We start from the raw sequence: 20,378 nt of genomic DNA, 5'->3' as shown, positions 1-20,378 counted from the left end.
CTATGCAGCACTAAACGCGGATACCTGCTCGCACCCAAGCAGATGTTCCCGTGCTTTTTCATAGTCATACTGGAATACCAGTGACTCAAGTGCCACCGAATCTGCCTGCGGCAAAAATGCGGCAGCCTGTGGCAATAATTCTTCAATTTTTACTGGATCGGCGGTCTCAAGAGCAACAGCCAGATCATTTGCTATGGCAAATTGTGATGCAGAAAGAGGCGTTCCTTCTGTCCCCACAACATCATTTGTCTCAGGCTCACTCTTCACAGCCACTTCTTCAAGCAGCGGAGTTAATTCGCGCTCCAAAGAAAGAATAAGATCATCAACACCAAGCGGAGTACTTTCCCCGTTCACAACTCGCTCTGCCCGCATTTCAATCTGCTTGGCTATAGCTCCGCTTTGTGCTGCACCGATATTGGAAGCAGCGCCGGATAGCGTATGAGCAACTTTCATCAATCGCTCATATTCATGATTCTCTCGTGCAGTACGCAACATTTCAACAGCATCTGCATGCTCCTGAGCAAACAGCTTCAACAGTCTGTTGAAAGATTCCTGCGTTACTCCAAGACGTTTTGCGACCTCGGTACAGATACCATACGGAACAGATAACGGCTTAGAATCTTCTGAGTAATCCCGCACTGTTGCTTCAACGTTTTCTTCAGCATTCAAAGCACTTGCAATGGTTGAATACAAGGACTCTTTGCCAAATGGTTTTGATAGATAATAGTTCATACCTGCACTCTTTGCCTGCTGTCTGCTGCCTTTGATGGCATGTGCCGTCAACGCAATCATTGGAGGAGCTGCGTCACCCTGTTCTTTGGTAATCAGAGTAGCAGCTTCATAGCCATCCATTTCCGGCATCTGTATATCCATAAGGATTACGTCGTAAGTAATTTTGCGGACTGCTTCCACAGCTTCTCGGCCATTGGTAACAAATGTCAGCAAACCACCTGTCGGTTCAAGCAACATAGTGACAATTTCACGGTTAGTCTGCGTATCTTCCGCTATGAGAATTCGCTTTCCTTTGAACCTGTCTTCGTCTGCTATGCCCATCATATTCATTTCTGCATCCGCAAGTACTGCCCCCTCTGCTCCAAGCATGGTGCAAAGCGAACTCAGCAGCATACGCATAGTCAAAATATCTGTAGCAAGATATACATGCTCTGGAAGCTTGGAACTTGAAAGCACCAGCTTTCCATGTTTTGCCGCCATCATCAGAACAGGAATAGGTTCACCATCGGATGTAAACTCAAAAAGACGTTCAGGGCGCTCAGCCAGTGGAATATTATGACCTATGCAGATAACATCCGGCTTCACCACACCTGATTCAAGCTTCAACACCGCATCATCAACACCGTATGCAATTGATGACGTCATATTGATTGCATTAAAATGAGAGCGGATAACACTACCGGACTGCTCCGACTTGGTAACAATCAACGCGGTGATATTAGAGAGTTCTTGAGGCAGTTCCCAAATATCACAGCCTGAATCCTCAAGTTCAAACGGCACGGAGAAAGCAAAAAGACTACCGACTCCCTGTTCGGATTCTGCCCATATTTCACCACCCATATGCTCCACAAGCTGTTTACAGATACTCAAACCGAGTCCGGTACCACCATAGCTTTGCAGCTCTGGAGCACTTAACTGCTGGAATGGAATAAATAGCTGCTCCATGGAGCTTGATGGAACACCAATACCGGAATCCTGAACATAACATTGCAATAGAATGTTCTTATCGCTGATCTGATGGTATCGGAACGACAACGAGATGGTACCGCCTGGAGGAGTAAATTTCAGAGCGTTACTGGTAAGATTCAACATAACCTGCTGCAATTTACCGGAATCACCACACAGTTTTGTTGGTACTGTGGAAGGAAGATCTACTATAAATTCTAGATCCTTAGCAGCTGCTCTACCCAAAACAAGATTACATACACGCTGAACTGTGCTGTCCAAATGGAACGGCATGTTTTCAACCGCAACGTGTCCAGCTTCAATTTTAGAAAAGTCCAGCAGCTCATTAATAATATCAAGCAAAGTAAATGAAGAATCCAAAATATTTCTCAGATACTTACGTACAGGAGGCGATGCTTCGAGCATGCGCACCTGTTCTGCAAATGAAATAATGCCATGCAACGGCGTTCTGATTTCGTGACTGATACTTGCAAGGAACTGGCTTTTCGCCTGAGTTGCAGCATCCGCAGCTTCTTTTGACCGCTGCAACTCTTTGTTCATTTCCTTTAAGTCACGGGTACGTTCTTCAACTCGGGACTCAAGCTCCAAGTTAGCTTTACTCAGCATTTTTTCATATTCGACACGAGTAGTTACGTTACGAACGGAGCCAACAAATTCTGCCGGTTTTCCTTCTGTATCGTACAGCATTTTACCCGTTACAGAACAATGCATTGCGCTTTCACCAGTACCGAATACAAATGCAAAGTCTTCCAGCTTGCCGCGCCTACGAAGTTCATTTTTAAGCGCCTCAATAACGTGCGGCTCCATGAAATCGTAGATAGACGCATTCAGGGCTTCTTCCTGCGTCCAACCAAAAACCTGTTGAATGGAAGGGCTTACCTCGCGAATACGACCATCCGGAAGTGCCTGAAAATACACGTCCTGAATGTTTTCAAAAATTCTTCGATAACGAACTTCACTGTTTCGTAACGCAGCCTCTACAGAATCACGTTTGATAAGCTCATCGTTCAGCTCGCTGGTCTTTTTATCCACAAGTTTTTTAAGGGAAAGGTTCCACAGAACAATGATGCATGTGGCACCAATAAGAAATGTAAAACACATTAAGATGAGAACAACTGCGCGTGTGGAAACAGGATCCATCTCTTCCATCCGAACCCATTTGCCCACAATGGCGCTATGTTCTTCTGAAGTGATGTTATGCAGTGCTTTGTTAAGAATACTCTGCAGCAGTGGTAAATCTTTGCTAATCCCGATGGATAAGCTTGCAGTCAAGCCCACAACGCCACCGACCTGCAAATCAAGAACACCACTCTTTTTAATCTGATGTGTAATACTGAATTGATAGTCTACAAGTGCATCCGACTGTCCGAACGCTACACGCTGTAGTCCTTCCTCACTATTCTCGACGACATCAATGATGATATCCTTATAATAGTCTTCCAGATAGTCATGCCATGCATATCTGCGAACAACGGCAACACGCTTGCCACTTAAGTCATCGAGGGTAAGGTCCTTCCAGTCCCCTTTGCGAACAACAATGATGCCGGGCATCTTAATGAACGGGGCACTGAAATTAAGAAAATCGTCACGGCTTGGAGTCCGCATTAACGCAGCGATCATGTCGAGCTCACCCTTGCGCATATTCTGCATTACTTGTGTCCACTCACCCACAGCTGAAATTTCAAACTTCAATCCTGTGAGTTTCTCCAGAATACGCAGGTAGTCGCTTGTCATACCGACATGCTGCCCGTCTTCTGTTCTGGCTTCAATTGGGAAAAAGTCATTATCGATTCCCACACGGACGGTGCCGTGTTTAGAAAGCCATTCTCGTTCTTCAGGTGAAAAATTCGCCCACACAAACTCTTTGTTTTCAATCAACCGCTCAACAGTATTATCACGAGAATCCAAAGAAGAGAGTACGGTTTTATATATTGCCCCCATTCCCAGAAGCAACATACCGCACACAAGAAGAGTTAACATTTTCAGGCGCATTCAACCTACTCCTGCAACCACCACGGAATCAATCCGCATAGTTTACCAAAAAATTACCAACCGCATGCTCTCTGCTGCCAACAAAGACCATACGCTTCCTAATACACCACCCTATCATTATATATAATAAGGCAGTCGATGCCTGACTGCTTTGCGCTACAGCGACATCCTTATCTATCCATCCACGCGAAAACTGAGCGTAATATGCACCAATATCCATGCAACAACTGTTCTCAAGGGATTGTTCTCGAAGGCACAAGCCACGCCTGACGTGCAGATTATAATGCCTCACCACATCCATCACACTAATATTGCGACATTTTTGTCACACTCTTCCCCAAAAACGAATTCAATTCAGGCATAATGTGATTACAGAGTGGGACATCATCGTCCGATTATTCTTTCAGAGTTGACCAATGAAAACTCATAAAAATCCAATTGGGTCACTCCTGTCTCAAACAAACGGGAAATCGACCATAACACAGACAATCCGTGAGTCAAAACCGGAAAATCATGTTGCACTTTTGCACTTTTTTCTTTCCCCTAATCCACCCCGTTGTTTTTTGGGACTTTTTTGTCACGCATATCCACCCTCATTTCGCACTTTTTTTCACAATCAACCCTAATGAGACATAGGTGTCCCACAAAATAATTCTTTATTTTTAAACAGTTAGTAAAAATAGCAAAAAAAAGGGACAACCGTGTCCCTTTTTTTTACCCCAAACTTGCCCCTTCAAAACAGTCAAAAACAGTATTTTGTTAACTATTACTGAACGATACTCACAAATATTCTTACAATTACAACTTTTGGTCCCTTCTTTGCTCTATACTCAGCATATGGTTTATGCCCTCGGGAAACGACATGACCTGTCCCACCAGTTAAAGACATGTCGTTTCCCTCCGGACAATAAATTTCTTCAGCATAAGAAATACTACCCCTAACAACTTTCGGCCAGTTGAAGGGGGGCGAATAACAACCTTATTCCATGACGGCAGTTACACGCTCTAACTAGAGGCGTATCTATTATGGAATACATTCAGGAGGAAGTATGTTTAGGAAAGCATTAGTGCTGGTTGCGCTGGTAGCTATGATGGCAGTTTCCACTGCTTCATTTGCTCAGGACCCAACTGTTCTCCGTATCGGTATGGGTGACCCTATTGATTCCGAAATGGGTGCTATCGCAACCCGCTTTAAGGAAATCGTAGAAGGTCGTACCGACGGTAAAGTAGAAGTACAGATTTTCCCAAGTGGTCAGCTCGGTGATGAAACCGAAATGATTCAGAACGTTCGTCGCGGTAACCTCGACATGGCAGTAGTAGGTATCGCGAACACCGTTCCTTTCGTTAAAAAGCTTGGTATTCTTACCCTGCCTTACCTCTTCGACAACATGTACGACGTAGTACGTGGTGCAACTGGCCCTGCTCACGAAATGCTTAACGAGTTTGCAGTAAAAGAAGGTGGCTTCCGTGTTCTTGGTTGGACCTACACTGACTACCGTTACCTTTCTAACTCCAAGCGCCCAATCAAGTCTCTTGCTGACGTTAAAGACATGAAATTCCGTGTTCCTCAGTCTGCAGTTATCCTTGAAACTTACCGTTCTTGGGGTGCAAACCCAGTGCCTATCTCTTGGGCAGAAACCTTCACCGCTCTCCAGCAGGGCGTAGTAGATGGTCAGTGCTACGGTTACATCACTTTCCAGGCTGCTAAATTCAACGAAGTACAGAAGTACATCACCGAAGTACACTACACTTACCAGCTCCAGCCTATGATGATTTCTGAGCGTCTTTACAAAAAGCTCTCTCCAGAAATGCAGCAGCTCGTAGTAGAAGCTGGTCGTGACGCACAGGAATACTGCCTCGCATTCCAGCTCGTAGACGCTGGCCGTGCTAAAGCGGAGCTCATCGCTTCCGGTATCCAGATCGATACCCTCGAAGACGAAGCTGAGTGGAAAAAACTTGCAGTAGAAAACGTATGGCCAAAAATGACCGACTTTGTTGGCGGCCAGGAAGTGCTTGATCGTTACCTCGGTTACATCGGCAAAAAATAATCTAGCAGATACTAGAGAGCCGGTGGTCTCCACCGGCTCATTCCATTTTAACTAGGGGAAACCTGATGTTCAAAAAAATCCTTTTTAATATTCTCGACCATGTTGAGAGTTACATCTGCCAAGCACTCCTTGCATTCTTTGTTGTTATCCTTTTCTTACAGATTATTCTGCGCGAACTGGGAACACCATTGTACTGGAGTGAGGAAGTCGCCCGCTTCTCATTTGTTTGGTTTGTATTTTTCGGCGCTTCCTACGCGGCACGACTCGCTGCTCACAACCGTGTAACGCTCCAGTTTAAGCTCTTTCCACCAATCGTAGCTGATATTTCCATGCTGCTCATGGATGGTGTCTGGATCGTATTTAACAGCGTGATGACTTGGAAAGGCATTCAGACCATTCAGGACCTGATCGAATTTCCGTACTCAACCCCTGCGCTCGACTGGCAGCTCAGCTGGGTGTACATGATCTTCCCACTTAGCTTCTCACTCATGACTCTGCGAATTCTGCAGGTCAACTACATCAAGTGGATTCTGAAGCAAGAAATTGAAGACCCTGACAAAGCTGATATTGAAAAGAGTAAAAATGCTCTGAAGGGTGAGGAGGACTAGTCATGGGTGTTGCAGAAGTTTTATTTCTAACATTTTTGGTGCTCATGCTCTTGGGAGCGCCAATTACAGTAGCACTTGGTGTGTCTGCCATGTTCTCATTCATGGTAGTAGGTCAGGATCTGAGTACGCTCATCCAGATCGCATTCACCTCTGTTAACAGCTTCCCAATCATGGCGCTTCCTGCGTTCGTACTTGCTGGTGCCTTGATGGAATGTGCTGGTGTATCAAAACGATTAGTTCTCATTGCTGAGAACCTCGTAGGACCTGTTCGTGGCGGTCTTGCAATCTCTACCGCACTTGCTTGTGTATTCTTCGGCGCTATTTCTGGCTCCGGCCCGGCTACTACTGCTGCGGTTGGTATGCTGATGATCCCTGCAATGATCAAACGTGACTACGAGCCTGGCTACGCTGCAGCAGCAACTGCTACTGCAGGTGGTGTAGGTATCATTATTCCACCTTCAATCCCTATGGTTATCTACGGCGTAGCAGCTCAGGAATCTATCACCAAAATGTTCCTCGGTGGTGTTATTCCAGGTCTCCTGATTGCTGTTGGCCTTATTGCGATGCACTTATTCAAGTGTCGTAAAATGGAAGTTTCACCGGATATGGCAGAATGGTCTGCATCCACTCTGTTGAAGTCCATGAAAGACGGCTTCTGGGCAATGATGGCACCTATCGTTATTCTGGGTGGTATCTACTCCGGCTTCTTTACACCAACTGAAGCAGCTATCGTAGCTATTTTCTACACATTATTTGTTGGCTTCTTCATCTATAAAGAACTTACAATCAAAGCACTGATGAAGTCTCTTGAGACTACTTCATGGCTTACTGGTCGCGTACTTATCATTATGTTTACTGCATACGCATTCGGTCGTCTGCTCGTGCAGTACCGTATCCCTGACCAGATCGTTGAAATGCTCCTCGCATTTACTTCCAACCCAATGGTTGTTTGGATCTTTGTAGTAGTTATCCTGTTGTTCCTTGGCATGTTCATGGAAACCCTGGCAATCATCCTTCTCGTTACCCCGGTACTGCTTCCAGTTATGAAAGCATTCGGCGTGGACCCAATCCACTTTGGTATCGTTCTCGTATGTTGCTGTGGCGTAGGCTTCTCTACTCCACCACTTGGGGAAAACATGTTTATCGCCTCGGGTATTGCAGACGTATCTCTTGAAGAAATCTCTGCGAAAGCAATTCCGTTCTGCTGCGTCACAGTCGGTGTTATCTTCCTTCTCGTGATGTTCCCGCAGCTCGTACTCTTCTTGCCACAAATGCTCATGTAATACTCTCAAGCACAAGCTTGTACCTTACTCGAAAAATTGCGGAGAGCCCGAAAGGGTTCTCCGCTTTTTTTATCTCCCTGTGAGTGATTGTTGTCTCCGACGTGCAGGAAGGGCGCTGCACGTCCTGGACCCCATTTAGAGTTTTTTATTCTAAATATTATTACAAGAAAAATACTGTGGCTCTTAGGAAGTAACCAATTAATTCAATCAACGATCAAGTTTGTATTTTTAAGACAACTCAAGTATCTGTACTACGCTCACAACCAACCATAAGGTAGCACAGACGACTTCGGCACTTACTGTAGGGCTTGCACAGCTTGCACCAATCAAATGCAACATTTCTGAAAATCTCACAAAGCACATTGAGCTTGTTAAGCAAGCCGCAAAAAAGCAAGTCGAATTGCTTATCTTTCCTGAACTATCATTAACTGGATATGAGCCTGAGATTTCAGCAGACTTTGCGATAACATATGGAAGCCACCCTATTCGCGTACTGCATAACCTCGCCAATAAGCACTCGATGACAATCCTTGTAGGTACACCACTACGAATAAAAAACACAGCGCCAGAACTTGGACTTGTTGTACTCTCTCCCGATGCGCCAATCCGCCACTACAGCAAAATCCACCTCCACGGAATCGAAAATGAATTCTTCTCCGCTGGTAAAGAGCAAATGCTTCTTTCAATGAAAGGCTTCTCCATTGGACTTGCCATCTGCGCTGACACTACGCATCCGGAACATATTCAACATGCAGTGAATGCCGGAGCTGATTGTTATCTTGCTTCACTATTAATATCTGAACAAGGGTACTCAGCAGATGCGACTATGTTTATGAAGTATGCTCAGCAACATAACATTGTGGTGGGGATATCAAATTTCGTTGGTCAATCTGGTCCATACACATGTGCCGGAAAGTCTACTTTTTGGAATACAAACGGCGAAGTAGTCGCTCAAGCCAATGATGTCCACGAAACTGTCATTACTACCACCCTCTCAAAATAGAATTTCCCTCCTCTCCTTCTTTACCATCGGTTACGGACAACACTTCCTCAGTACGTTGATCTGTCAAAGGAGAACTCATTATGGGAATGTTCCCCCTCGGAGAATCATCAAAACTCCGCTAGACGATACGAACTAACATAACTTTAGGCATAAAAAAAACCGGCTGTCCTTACGGACAGCCGGTTTATTATTTCGTATCGCTTCAGCCTAGCGCAGTGCTAACGACGCAATAGATAGCGGTGTTAACATAAGCGGCTGGCTTGGAAGATGTACAGGCAGCTTAAGCTCTTTTTCGAAGATAGTTTCAATTCCTGGCAGACAACATGTACCACCTGAAAGAAGAATTGAATCAACCTCATGCCCTTTCATGTGAGCTGCAACAATATCGCTTACACGCTCAAGAGTAGGTTTTGCGATAGGAAGGATTTTGTATTCCTCAGCCTTACGCTTGTACTCTTCAGCTTTTTCAAGATCGACATCATAATGACCAGCAATAGTAAGTGTAATATGCTTACCACCGGTCGGCTCATCATCACTGAAAACAATATCGCCGTCTTTAACGATTGCGGTACCAGTAGTACCACCACCAATATCAACAACTGCTGCTTTATCCAACTCAAGAAGAGAGGCTACACAGCTTGGCTCGTCTTCAACGTGGGTAACTTCCAGACCTGCGGTTTCCAAAATATTAGTGGAAAGACGCGCATCGGTACCTGGAGGGAACGAAGTGGAAGCTTCGGTGATTTCGATGCCAAGACGTTCTTCCGCCATGGCTACGAATTTACGAACAACGTCGCAAGCACCAACAAAGTCAACCACTACACCGTCACGTACAACTTCTGTCCATTCCAGGAAGACAGCAACCGGCTCGCCTTCGCCATCGACAGCCATAAGCACAACGTCTGCTGTACCTAAGTCAATGCCAATGTGAATTGGACCTTCAACCGAAACTGGTTCGGTATCATTGATCATGGCTGCGGCGCGATCAAGTCGCTCGCATGCTAACTCCCAAGAAATGGCCATAACTAAACGATCCTAAAGCAATCTACAAGGCAACAACGACGGATACGGGTAAATGTAGCCGCGTTGGTTACACCTTCACCGGTAGGGGTGGAGATGGTCATGGAAGTCCAACCTTCACCGCCAGCACCAAGACCAGCTACGTGAGGGCCGTTTTTAACAAAGAGGCTGGTGTTAGTAGCACGAGCCATTTTTTCCATGTTATTAACGTTGGTGGAGTGCAGACCAGCAGTATGGCTGAGACCACGCTCGAGTTTGAGAGCCCATTCGAGTGCTTCTTCGAAGTTATGTGCACGAAGAACTGGTACGAGAGGCATCATCTGCTCAACTTTAGCGAACACGTAATCAGAGTCACGGCCAGCATCTACGATGAGAAGCTTACAAGTATCTGGTACAGTTACGCCTGCAATTGCAGCGAGTTTTTTAGCGTCACGACCAACCCATTTTGGATTAGCACGAGCTTTGTCAGTACCGTAATCGAGGATAACAGTCTGAGCGATGGTGTTAGCCTGCTCGAGAGTCAGCTCGTAAGCACCAACTTTTTTCATCTCTGCTTTGAGTTCGTCAGCGATAGAATCAACAGCGATGATTTCTTTTTCGTCAGCGCAGATGAGGTTGTTATCGAAAGATGCGCCAATGTAGATGGACTCAGCTGCACGAGCAATGTCAGCAGTTTCATCAACAACTACAGGAGGGTTACCAGCACCAGCTGCCATGAGACGTTTGTTGGTGGTTTTACGTGCAGCTTCAACTACAGCTTCACCACCGGTTACTACGAGGAGGTTAATACCTTCGTAAGTAAAGAGACGTTTTGCAGCGTCAATGGAAGGCTCTTTAACAGCAACGAGGAGGTTCGCAATGCCGGTTTCAGCAACAACAGCCTTGTTGATGATTTTGATAGCTTCCTGAGTAATACGCTTAGCAGCTGGGTGCGGAGCGAATACAACAGAGTTACCAGCTGCGATCATGCTGATGCCGTTGTTGATAACAGTGGAGCCAGGGTTGGTGGAAGGAGTTACAGATGCGATAACGCCCCAAGGAGCTTTTTCGATCATGGTAAAACCATTATCACCAGTAATTGCTTCAGCAGATACTACTTCAGTACCTGGAGTGCGGTCTGCAACAAGAAGGGTTTTTGCGATCTTGTCTTCAACGTTACCCATGCCGGTTTCTTCAACAGCCATTTCAGAAAGACGACGAGCATTGTTACGTGCAGCGCGACGAATAATATCGATAATTTTGTTGCGGATCGCAATAGTACCGATTTTTGTCTGTGCTACTTTTGCTGCAGCTACAGCATCATCCAATTCGTCAAAAATACCCCAGTCGCCTGCGGTAGGTGCTGGTGCAGCAGCAGGAGCCTGAGCTGCGCCATTAAGCTGAGTAAGAACTTCAGAAACAATAGACTCTATCTGTTCACGTGCGATAGCCATGTTATCTCCAAACTATATTATTTATTGTAAACCGTTTCGCCCTGTGCAGAGATCTGATCAACGATCGCGATCACACTCAGGTCAAGCGGAGGTCTGTCGTTCATGGTAAAACGCGCGGAGCTACCACGGACTAAAAGAACCAATTCACCTTCACCGGCACCAAGGGTGTCAGCAGCAACCTGTCCAGAACGAACAACTTGACCGTCAGCGGTAACAAGATCTACCAGCAACAATGTTACGGGAGGCACGCCGGGATCACGAACAGTAGAAACTACCTGTCCTCGTACTCTTCCTAATTCCATGTTGTATCTCCTTATTCAAATGCCGTCTGGCAATCTTCCGTTGGCAGTTTACTTAGTTTTAATAGGGAAAACTTCCTCAAGATCAGCATGAGGACGTGGGATAACGTGAGTTGCTACAACTTCACCAACGCGCTGTGCTGCTGCAGCACCTGCATCAATAGCAGCTTTACAAGCAGCAACGTCGCCACGGATAAGAGCAACTACGAGAGCCGCACCGATGCGCTCGTAACCAACGAGTTCAACACGTGCAGACTTAGTCATGGCGTCAGACGCTTCAACGAGAGCAGTCATGCCTTTTACTTCAATAATACCAAGAGCATCGCCCATGTGTATCTCCTATTTATATAAAAGCGGAATATTCCGATTTATTTTTTCTTTGGAGCTGCTTTAGCTGGCTTTTCTTCAGCTTTTTCAGCTTTTTTTGGTTCATCAAAAATGGAACCAATTTTATTAGCAATCATGTCAGCAAGGCCATCGCCCGGACGAGCGATAACATTGGTGCCAACGCACTCGCCAAGGCGAGAAGCAGCAGCTTTACCAGCGTCAACAGCAGCGCCAACTGCAGCAAGGTCACCCTCACAGATAACAGTCAGCAGACCGGAGTCAGCGTTAGCAACACTGCGTACGTGCACGCGAGCAGCTTTGGACATAGCGTCTGCAGCTTCAACAGCAGCCACGAGACCTACAACTTCAACTAAACCTAAAGAGTCGTTCATAACGATACGTTCCTTTCGTTCTTCAAGCGACGCAACCTAAAAAAGGTGCATCTACAAAATATTACGCAAAACTTCCGGAGCTGCGCTAGGGATTACGACTTTGCGAACAAGCATAGCACTCTGAGAAACAACATTTGCTGCCGCTTCTACTGCCATGTTCACTGCAGCAACGTCGCCGGTAAGAAGACAGAACGCCTTACCACCGAGCCCCATTGCAATGCGCACTTCTGCAATATCAACATCAGCAGTTTTAGCTGCTGTGTCAGCTGCGAGAATAGCGGACGCTGCGGAGTAAGTTTCGATAACACCAAGTGCGGAGCCGGTAGGTTCCGGGGTAGCACAAGCCATTGCAGCAACAACAGCTTCATTGATGTTCGGGATTACAAAGTGATCAGCAACAGTACCGTCAGCGCTGCTCATGCCTGCGTCAACTGCAGACTGAACTGCTGCAACATCACCATGAACTGCAACGACAAATTTGCCAGGGCAGATGGTTTTAAGCATGAGAGGTTCTACAAGAGAAGCTTTCATCATGCGGTCTGCTGCTTCAATGCCTGCTGCGATAGAAGTAAATTCAATCATGCCAACAGACTGGAGTTGAGTTACCACAATTATGCTCCTTTAATGACGATATTGTTGCCAACTTCTACTACTGTACCTGCAATAGAAGCATGAACGGTTGCACCGAGAGCACCTTCTGGCACTGCACCGATAAGCTGACCAACCGTTACGGTATCCCCTACTTTCACCTGAGGAACACAAGGTGCTCCGATGTGCATGCGAAGCGGGAGGCTTACCTGAGCTGGTTTGTAATCGCCTTCAAATTCAGGATGAATATTCATGTAATCGGCAATACCGATTTTTGATGCAAGACGAGGTACCGGAATCTTACGGTACGGGCGCATTGCAGACTGCTCGGAACGAACTTCACGCGGGCCGGTGTACTGAACACCTTTTTCGCGGAACTGTCCTTTCAACGCGCTGTTGATACGGCGCGGGGAAAGTCCCATTGGACAGCTGAAGAGTTCACAAACACCACATTCACAGCACATAGCTGCCTGTGTGGCACCCATTGCTACATCCTGTCCTCCACCAAATGCGCGCATAACTTTGTGTGTCTCAAAGCTGTGACCGATGAGGTAACGAGGACACAGTTCTGTACACATGCGACACTGGATACAGGCAGTTGCAGCACGGCGCTGCATGGTGTGAAGATCAAGGGTTGCCTGCTTGTGCAGGTAATGTCCACGAGGGAGGACAATAAGACCACCGCTTGTCTTTGTGATTACTTCATTCTCAAAAGCAGCCTGTGAATCACACATACGTCCCATCATCGGGCCGCCAAGAATGTACACAGGATCTGAGTTGGTAGCACCACCACAGAACTCAAGACATTCTTTAAGGCTAGTACCAAGAGGTACTCGGATAACAGAAGGCTTAGCTACATCACCGGTAACGGTAAGCACCTTGTGAGTAAGCGGCTTGCCGTCCATAGCATCTGCAACAGTCTGCAGAGTACCAACGTTGGCAACAACAGCGCCTACATCTTTAGGCAATCCCAAAGGAGGAATTGATTTTCCAGTTACTTCATGAACCAGAATCTGCTCATCACCGGCAGGGTAGAAGTTATCGAGCTGTGCAAGCTCAAGGCCTGTACCTTCGATACCCTTAGCAAAAATTCCTGCAATTTCGGTGTATTTGCGTTTAATGCCAATAACACCACGTGTAGCCCCTGTCGCAGCGACAACAGCCTGCATAGCACGGATGATGTCAGAAGCATGGGACTTCATGATGTACTGATCAGTATGGAGCAATGGTTCGCATTCGCAACCATTGGCAATGACCGTATCTACCTGTGTGTCGTATTTGACGTGGGCCGGAAACCCGGCCCCGCCTTCTCCGACAACACCAGCATTCTGGATCGAACGGATAAGTGTTACTTTGTCCATGACATTCTTCTTTGTGCGTTAAGGGCTACAAAGAGCGCCAACTAGCGTTTAAAAGGAAAAACGTCTTCCAGGTCGCCGTGAGGACGAGGAATTACGTGTACTGCTACAACTTCACCGATACGCTGTGCAGCTGCTGCACCAGCATCGGTAGCAGCTTTACAAGCAGCTACGTCGCCACGAACGATAGCGGTAACAAGACCAGCACCAATCTGCTTGTAACCAACGAGCTGTACACGAGCAGCTTTTACCATTGCGTCAGAAGCTTCGATAAGAGCGGTAAGACCTTTAGTTTCGATCATTCCTAATGCGTCCATTGTATCCTCCAATTAATTAGTCAGTAACTGACATATGTTTTACTTTGATTGCCGTTACAGGCACTGACCCACTACGGCAACTTTATAAATATCATCTGCACTACAGCCACGGGAAAGGTCGTGCCAACCTGCAGCAAAGCCCTGCAAAAGCGGACCTAATGCGGTGTAACCGCCAAGGCGCTGTGCCAGCTTGTACGCAATGTTTCCTGCTTCAAGTGATGGGAATACCAAAACGTTTGCTTCACCTTTAATTGGGCTATCAGGAGCCTTAGAGGCAGCAACACTTGGTACAATCGCAGCATCAAGCTGCAATTCACCATCAATAAGAAGATCAGATTCACGTTCACGGACGTTTTCCAAAGCTTCCTGAACAAGAGTTACGCGGTCATGCTTTGCACTACCTTTGGTAGAGAAAGACAACAAAGCAACTCTAGGGTCTTCACCAAGGAGCTTTCGAGCTTTATCCGCAGATGCAATGGCAATATCAGCAAGTGTCTCTGCATTAGGTGCAGGAACAACGCCACAGTCTGCGAAAATGTAGTCCTTGCCGCCTTCAGGGGCGATCATGAAAAAGAAACTAGAAACGGTTTTAAGACCTTTCTGTTTAGGCAACATATGCAACCCGGCGCGGATAACATCACCTGTAGAGGAGAGGTTACCAGCAACGCCCAACTGTGCTTCATTACGGCGAACCATCATTGCAGCACCGGCAAGCGGACAACGCATGGCTTTTACAGCAGCATCCATTGTAATAGGCTTACCTTTCTTTTCGCGCATTGCGAAAAACTCAGTTGCATTTTTTTCAAGCAGTGTAGGACTGGTGTGGTCTACTACGGTAAAACCGGTAGTACGGATTTTTGCTTCACGCATTTTGCTGCGCACAGCAAAAGGAGACTGAACAAGTACTGGTTCGCAAAGTCCGTCAGCCTTCAGGCGGGTAACGGCCTCGAACACACGATCGTCCAGACAATCCGGAAACACAACAGTTTTTGGATTCTGTCTACATGCTTCTTTACAACGTTCCAGAATGCTCACATCAATCTCCGTGATTACTGGATGTTGTTTACGCAAGCGATGCGTACAGAAGTAGGAGTACTGTAAGTAACATCAACGCCTTCAGGGAAATACATCATATCGCCAGCTTTACCAATTTTGGTTTCGCCGCCGATGGTAAGATGTAATTCACCCTCAAGAACGATGCCGATCTCAGGAGATTCAACAGTACGAGTAAAGGAAGCGCGTTCCCATTCCATGTAGCCGCCAGCAAGTTTAGCGTTATCGCATGCGCCGATAGCGTCAGCGATGAAAACCTGCTCATCAACCGCTACAGGGCTGGAACCCTGTTTCTGCAAACGCTGTCCATCGATAAAGCAAATACCGTTGCCACCGGTTGCTTGTTCAGCAACTGGAGCAGCTGCAGGAGCAGTGGTCGCACATGCTGCATCGCCAAGCTTAGCGGTAACAACACGGCGAACAATAGCCTCAAGAACATCAAGGCTAGTTCCTGCCGGAAGCTTATCCTGGAGGAGCGCACATACCTGCAGAACAACAATATCAGCTTCAGAACATTCAGTTTCCGGTGCTGGAGCAGCTGGTGCTGCTGGAGCAACCGGTGCAGCCGGAGCGGCAACTGGTGCTGGAACTTCTACTGGTGCTGGAGCTGGCGCAGGAGCAACACATGCTTCAGAAGCAGGTGCACTGCATGCCTGTGCAGGTGCAGCTTCTTCAAGAGAAGAATCAATGAAAGTTACTCCAAGCAACTCAGCTTGATCCTGAGCCTGCGGAGTAATAATGCATTCACAAATATTAAGCCTAAGAGTCTTAGTACCGTTATCAACGGCTTTGTGAACGTCAGCCTCGGTGACTATCCGTTTTCCCATGCAGTACCTCCAGTGTTGGCTGTTCTAGTATGGGGCTTTCAGTCATTTGCTCAAGTTTTCCAGGCTAAGAAAACCTGTGCGTAACATTTATATAGACCTGCAAAGTAATAGCAGGCACTGCTCTTCTTGCAACAACCGTGCACAAAAAGCCGCGCTTCTATACATAATGTTAAAGACCTTGTCACTTACAAGACTGACTAAAAATAAAGCGTTGTTTTCTGCATGTTGAGGAAGAATCAGCAGAAAAAAAATAGTGGAAAAAGACTTTGTGATTTTCTACACAATTTAAGCATAAAACCGTCCAAGCCTGCACCGTCAAGAGGAGGATGCAAAAATGCACCATCGATATGCAATTAGTATTAGTTATTAACAATCTTCAATAATTATACTATTTCAACAAGTTATATTCTTCAGTTTTTCTAACAATAAGTAACAATTTTACTTAAGATGCCACACTGCAACATCACCCAGCTTCGCGCAAAGCATTGCATTCCGTGCAATTAGATGTTTTTTTGCAACAATGCTGCATCTACGCATCAAATATACTGCCCCAAAAAGCACATCTCCACATAGCTAGCTAGGTGTTTTTTCACGAAAAACTTTGATTAACTAATCAATCTTTTTTGGAACATTTTTATCGTTATCACAAAGATTCGCTTAGTTAACCCCTCGCATTCAAGCATTTTCATCCAGCAAACCTCTTCTAAGTACACTTTTCACAAGGACTTCAGTGTCCATTCTGGCACTCTACTTGCTTTTGCACTGGTGGCAGTATTTTATATTCTACCAAATGATTTTAATAACGCTGCGAAGCATACATTTTTATGTCTCCGGCGATAGATGAAAACCCATAGGGGATTTGCAATGAACGTGATTGACTTCCGTTTCCGTCCAAACACTGCGGAAACTCTGAGCGGAATCCAGAACAGTACTATGTTCAAAGGTCTCTGCCAGCACATCGATTTTTCTAAAATGAAAGCTCAGACCGTAGCTGAGTGTGTTCAGGACCTCACCGCTCACAACGTTGTACGCGCTGTTATCACCGGTCGTGACTGTGAAACCACCTACGGTTCCAAAGCCAACAACCAGAGCGTTATTGACTTTGTTCAGGCTCACCCAGAGAAGTTCATCGGCTTCTTCGGCATGGACCCACACAAAGGCATGCAGGGCATCCGCGATCTTAACAACGCTGTTGAGACTTACGGCCTCCGTGGTGCAGCTGTTGACCCATACCTCGCTCAGCTCTACCCTAACGACGCTAAGTACTACCCAATTTACGCAAAATGTTGTGAACTCAACATTCCTCTCGTATTCACAACCGGTCCTGCTACTCTCGTTCCTGCTGCAGTAGTTGACCACGTTGCACCTCGCTACATCGACTTTGTTGCTCGCGACTTCCCTGAGCTCAAAATCGTTATCAGCCACGGTGGTTACCCATGGGTTAACGAAGCTATCATCGTTGCTGAACGTAACAAAAACGTATTCATCGAAATTTCTGAATACGAACGTTCCCCAATGTCTGAAGCATACATTCAGGCTGCTAACACAATGATTTCTGACAAGCTGCTTTACGCATCTGCTCACCCATTCATTGATTTCCGTCAGGCACTTCAGACTTACGGTGAACTTCCATTCACTCCTGAAGTTCGTCAGAAAGTTATGCACGACAACGCTGCTAAACTCCTCGGCCTCGAAACTGCACCAGCTGGTTCCGTTGCTCCAGGCGCAGCATCTGCTGACCTCGTGAAAGACATCGTTACCGAAGTTCTCGCACGCCTCGGCAAATAGTCGCACAACATACTTTGTTTTTATATTTCCAGTCTGCGTGTACACAGTGCGCGCAGACTGGAAATTACAGCACACGCACAGCACAAATTTTTTTTAAACCGGAGGTTGTACAGCTCCTCCTTTGATCATGCCTCTAACGGCTGTTCATCTTCTCCGGTTACCCTAACGGAACACTCCATTCCGAACCCTGCTTGAGGTGACATGAGCGCAGGTACCACGCGCGGCTTAAAGATTCTCCCCGCTTCTTGAGCCAACATTGTCCCTCATCTTTCAAGCCTTGTCTGGGCACGGGAGCACACTCCCCACAAATGCCCTGATTTCTCTTGCCAAGAAATCAGGGCATTTTGTTTACCTTTAACACAAATTCCTATCCTTCATCTTCGCACCAGACATATTGCTGTTCACAATCTACCCCCAAACACTTCACACATAAAAAAAAGCGCCTGACAAAAACTGTCAGACGCTTTCTATTCAATCGATATCTGGTAAGACTATAAAATCTTACGGTAGATTGCGATGATGTCTTCTTTGCGCATACCACGTGGGTTTGTAGCCGCACATGCATCTTTCATCGCGCTTTCCGCCATCACTTCGAAATCTTCAGGATTAACGGTCTTGCCATATTTCTTAGCAAGAAGAGTAAGGCTGGAAGGAATTCCAACATCCTGCATAAGATCACGGATTGCCTGAATTACATTGCTAGCAGCTTCACGCTGTGTACGAGCTGTACCCTGTACACCGAAGAATTCTGCCATTTCTGCAAAACGATCCATTGAAGCAAGCATGTTGAATTCACATACATGCGGAAGCAAGATTGCGTTACACTCGCCATGAGGCAAGTTAAGAAAACCACCAAGCTGGTGTGCCATAGCATGAACGTAACCAAGGCCTGCGTTGTTGAACGCCATCCCTGCCTGGTACTGTGCGTAACACATTGCTTCACGAGCTTCGAGGTTACGGCCGTTACCTACTGCACGACGCAGGTATTTAGAAATAAGCTTAATAGCTTTTTCTGCGTTTGCATCAGTCATATGAGTAGCGCCAGTAGAAACGTATGCTTCAACAGCGTGAGTAAGCGCATCGAGACCAGTAGCAGCAGTAAGGCTAGGAGGCATACCAACCATCAACTCAGGGTCATCGAGAGCGATGCCAGGAGTTACACGCCAGTCTACAATCGCCATTTTTACTTTACGAGCAGTATCAGTGATAATGCAGAAGCGAGTCATTTCAGACGCGGTACCAGCAGTAGTGTTAACAGCAAGGAATGGAGGCATAGCCACGCGAGCCTTGTTTACACCTTCGTACTGATGGATAGCGCCACCGTTAGTTGCAACAATGCCCACACCCTTGCCGCAGTCATGTGCGCTACCGCCACCAAGTGTGATAATACAATCACAACCATTAGCAGTGTACTGAGCAAGGCCATCGCTAACGTTCTTATCGGTAGGGTTTGGTACAGTTTCGTCATACACAGCGCACTGCATACCTGCAGCCTGCAAAAGCTGTGTGATGGAAGCAGTAACCCCAAGCTGGGTCATACCTTTATCGGTTACGAGTAAAGGCTTGGTACCTCCCAGAGACTTAAGTCTTGCTGGAATCTCTTTAATTGCGCCAGCACCGATAACTGTAACTGGCGGCATGTAAAACTCGACAGGTGCTACTGTCTGCTGAAAGCTCATCTCAATTCCTTCCGGTGATGAAAGTTGCTGTTTGCACCAAATAAAATTCAGTAACCCAAAAAACCTTTTATTCTTTGCCAGAACGAGCCACTACCCCAGTGACCCAAACGCTCTTCATTTCGTTTATTCCAGCAAACGAAACACAGCATCATGCTGCATGCTGTAATTTTGCACCAAAGATACCTTGTACGAAAATTAACAAGCATTTCTCTTTAGCAATAAGTGTGCAAACAACCAAACATAAAAAAAAGAGAATAGAAACAATTACTGTTAAGTGATTTTTATTCAATATTTTTAATATATTAAATTTTTTTATAAAATTTCATTTTTTTTCTTCCTTTCATCTTAGCACTGTCTCTTCACACAATATTGTCATTTCCAAATATGGCATTCACCCCTTGAACGTAATGAAACCGGTACCCTTGAAGCGCTTATGCAACATTGCACCATATAGTTGCACTTTCGCATCACGACAAGCAGCAACCTCCATCAACAGCAGACTTTACGTTACATCCTCTATTTATTCTTTTTTTCACAAACACCTGTTCCTACACACAAAAAAAATCGCATAGAATGTAAAAAACAACCACCTATGATGCAGAAATGCACCACGTTTTTTTCTAGCACTATGGTTCAAAAACTCTAGTACAGAAAAATTTGGAGGT

At 46.1% G+C, this 20,378-nt stretch carries 17 protein-coding genes; 5 read left to right on the top strand and 12 right to left on the bottom strand.

What is annotated here, in order from left to right:
• Nucleotides 1–3,690 carry an ATP-binding protein gene (locus BUR09_RS10005; RefSeq protein WP_074216795.1) on the bottom strand — a complete coding sequence of 1,230 codons (3,690 nt, stop codon included), beginning with the start codon at nt 3,688–3,690 and terminating at the stop codon, nt 1–3.
• Between the two features lie 1,049 nt (nt 3,691–4,739).
• Here BUR09_RS10005 and BUR09_RS09995 point away from each other — a divergent pair.
• The 4 genes from BUR09_RS09995 (at nt 4,740) to BUR09_RS09980 (ending at nt 8,632) form a co-directional block, all read left to right on the top strand.
• A complete protein-coding gene (locus tag BUR09_RS09995) occupies nt 4,740–5,738 on the top strand; it encodes a TRAP transporter substrate-binding protein (RefSeq protein ID WP_074216793.1) in 999 nt (332 codons plus the stop codon).
• 65 nt (nt 5,739–5,803) lie between these two features.
• Entirely contained in the window at nt 5,804–6,346 is a 543-nt protein-coding gene (locus BUR09_RS09990; protein WP_074216792.1) for a TRAP transporter small permease, read from the top strand.
• A 2-nt stretch (nt 6,347–6,348) separates the two neighbouring features.
• Complete coding sequence (locus BUR09_RS09985) at nt 6,349–7,629, top strand: TRAP transporter large permease (protein ID WP_074216791.1); 1,281 nt, start codon at nt 6,349–6,351, stop codon at nt 7,627–7,629.
• Between the two features lie 244 nt (nt 7,630–7,873).
• On the top strand, nt 7,874–8,632 hold the full coding sequence (locus BUR09_RS09980) for a carbon-nitrogen hydrolase family protein (RefSeq protein WP_074216790.1): 759 nt from the start codon (nt 7,874–7,876) through the stop codon (nt 8,630–8,632).
• Between the two features lie 207 nt (nt 8,633–8,839).
• Here the strand turns inward: BUR09_RS09980 and eutJ are convergent, their stop codons facing one another.
• Genes eutJ through BUR09_RS09930 form a run of 10 tightly spaced genes read right to left on the bottom strand, consistent with a single transcriptional unit; the run spans nt 8,840 to nt 16,246 of the window.
• Nucleotides 8,840–9,655 (bottom strand): ethanolamine utilization protein EutJ, encoded by an 816-nt coding sequence (eutJ, locus tag BUR09_RS09975; RefSeq protein WP_074216789.1) that lies wholly within the window; start codon nt 9,653–9,655, stop codon nt 8,840–8,842.
• Nucleotides 9,656–9,657: 2 nt separating this feature from the next.
• A complete protein-coding gene (locus BUR09_RS09970; protein ID WP_074216788.1) occupies nt 9,658–11,085 on the bottom strand; it encodes an aldehyde dehydrogenase family protein in 1,428 nt (475 codons plus the stop codon).
• Between the two features lie 17 nt (nt 11,086–11,102).
• Nucleotides 11,103–11,387 (bottom strand): EutN/CcmL family microcompartment protein, encoded by a 285-nt coding sequence (locus BUR09_RS09965; RefSeq protein WP_074216787.1) that lies wholly within the window; start codon nt 11,385–11,387, stop codon nt 11,103–11,105.
• A 48-nt stretch (nt 11,388–11,435) separates the two neighbouring features.
• Nucleotides 11,436–11,714: an ethanolamine utilization microcompartment protein EutM gene (eutM, locus tag BUR09_RS09960; RefSeq protein ID WP_074216786.1), complete on the bottom strand. Its 279-nt coding sequence runs from the start codon at nt 11,712–11,714 to the stop codon at nt 11,436–11,438.
• 38 nt (nt 11,715–11,752) lie between these two features.
• Nucleotides 11,753–12,103 (bottom strand): BMC domain-containing protein, encoded by a 351-nt coding sequence (locus BUR09_RS09955; protein ID WP_074216785.1) that lies wholly within the window; start codon nt 12,101–12,103, stop codon nt 11,753–11,755.
• A gap of 51 nt (nt 12,104–12,154) precedes the next feature.
• Nucleotides 12,155–12,712, bottom strand: a complete 558-nt coding sequence (locus BUR09_RS09950) for a BMC domain-containing protein (RefSeq protein ID WP_175566015.1) — start codon at nt 12,710–12,712, stop codon at nt 12,155–12,157.
• 2 nt (nt 12,713–12,714) lie between these two features.
• Complete coding sequence (locus BUR09_RS09945; protein ID WP_074216784.1) at nt 12,715–14,052, bottom strand: 4Fe-4S dicluster domain-containing protein; 1,338 nt, start codon at nt 14,050–14,052, stop codon at nt 12,715–12,717.
• A gap of 41 nt (nt 14,053–14,093) precedes the next feature.
• The gene (gene eutM / locus BUR09_RS09940; protein WP_020000567.1) at nt 14,094–14,366 is read right to left on the bottom strand and encodes an ethanolamine utilization microcompartment protein EutM; all 273 of its coding nucleotides are present in this window, start codon (nt 14,364–14,366) and stop codon (nt 14,094–14,096) included.
• Nucleotides 14,367–14,420: 54 nt separating this feature from the next.
• Nucleotides 14,421–15,401, bottom strand: coding sequence for a phosphate acetyltransferase (gene pta / locus BUR09_RS09935; RefSeq protein WP_074216783.1), 981 nt, complete (start codon nt 15,399–15,401; stop codon nt 14,421–14,423).
• A gap of 14 nt (nt 15,402–15,415) precedes the next feature.
• Nucleotides 15,416–16,246, bottom strand: a complete 831-nt coding sequence (locus BUR09_RS09930) for a cupin domain-containing protein (protein ID WP_074216782.1) — start codon at nt 16,244–16,246, stop codon at nt 15,416–15,418.
• An 864-nt stretch (nt 16,247–17,110) separates the two neighbouring features.
• Here BUR09_RS09930 and BUR09_RS09925 point away from each other — a divergent pair.
• The gene (locus BUR09_RS09925) at nt 17,111–18,034 is read left to right on the top strand and encodes an amidohydrolase family protein (RefSeq protein ID WP_074216781.1); all 924 of its coding nucleotides are present in this window, start codon (nt 17,111–17,113) and stop codon (nt 18,032–18,034) included.
• Nucleotides 18,035–18,525: 491 nt separating this feature from the next.
• On the opposite strand, the gene BUR09_RS09920 is transcribed toward BUR09_RS09925, so the two are convergent.
• The gene (locus BUR09_RS09920) at nt 18,526–19,713 is read right to left on the bottom strand and encodes an iron-containing alcohol dehydrogenase (protein ID WP_074216780.1); all 1,188 of its coding nucleotides are present in this window, start codon (nt 19,711–19,713) and stop codon (nt 18,526–18,528) included.
• Nucleotides 19,714–20,378: the final 665 nt, after the last annotated feature.

Origin of the sequence: Halodesulfovibrio marinisediminis DSM 17456 (assembly GCF_900129975.1) — a bacterium.
In the GTDB taxonomy this organism is placed as follows: Bacteria; Desulfobacterota; Desulfovibrionia; order Desulfovibrionales; family Desulfovibrionaceae; genus Halodesulfovibrio; species Halodesulfovibrio marinisediminis.
Note: the sequence above shows the minus strand (reverse complement) of the source record. Positions and strands in the feature narration are given on the sequence as shown.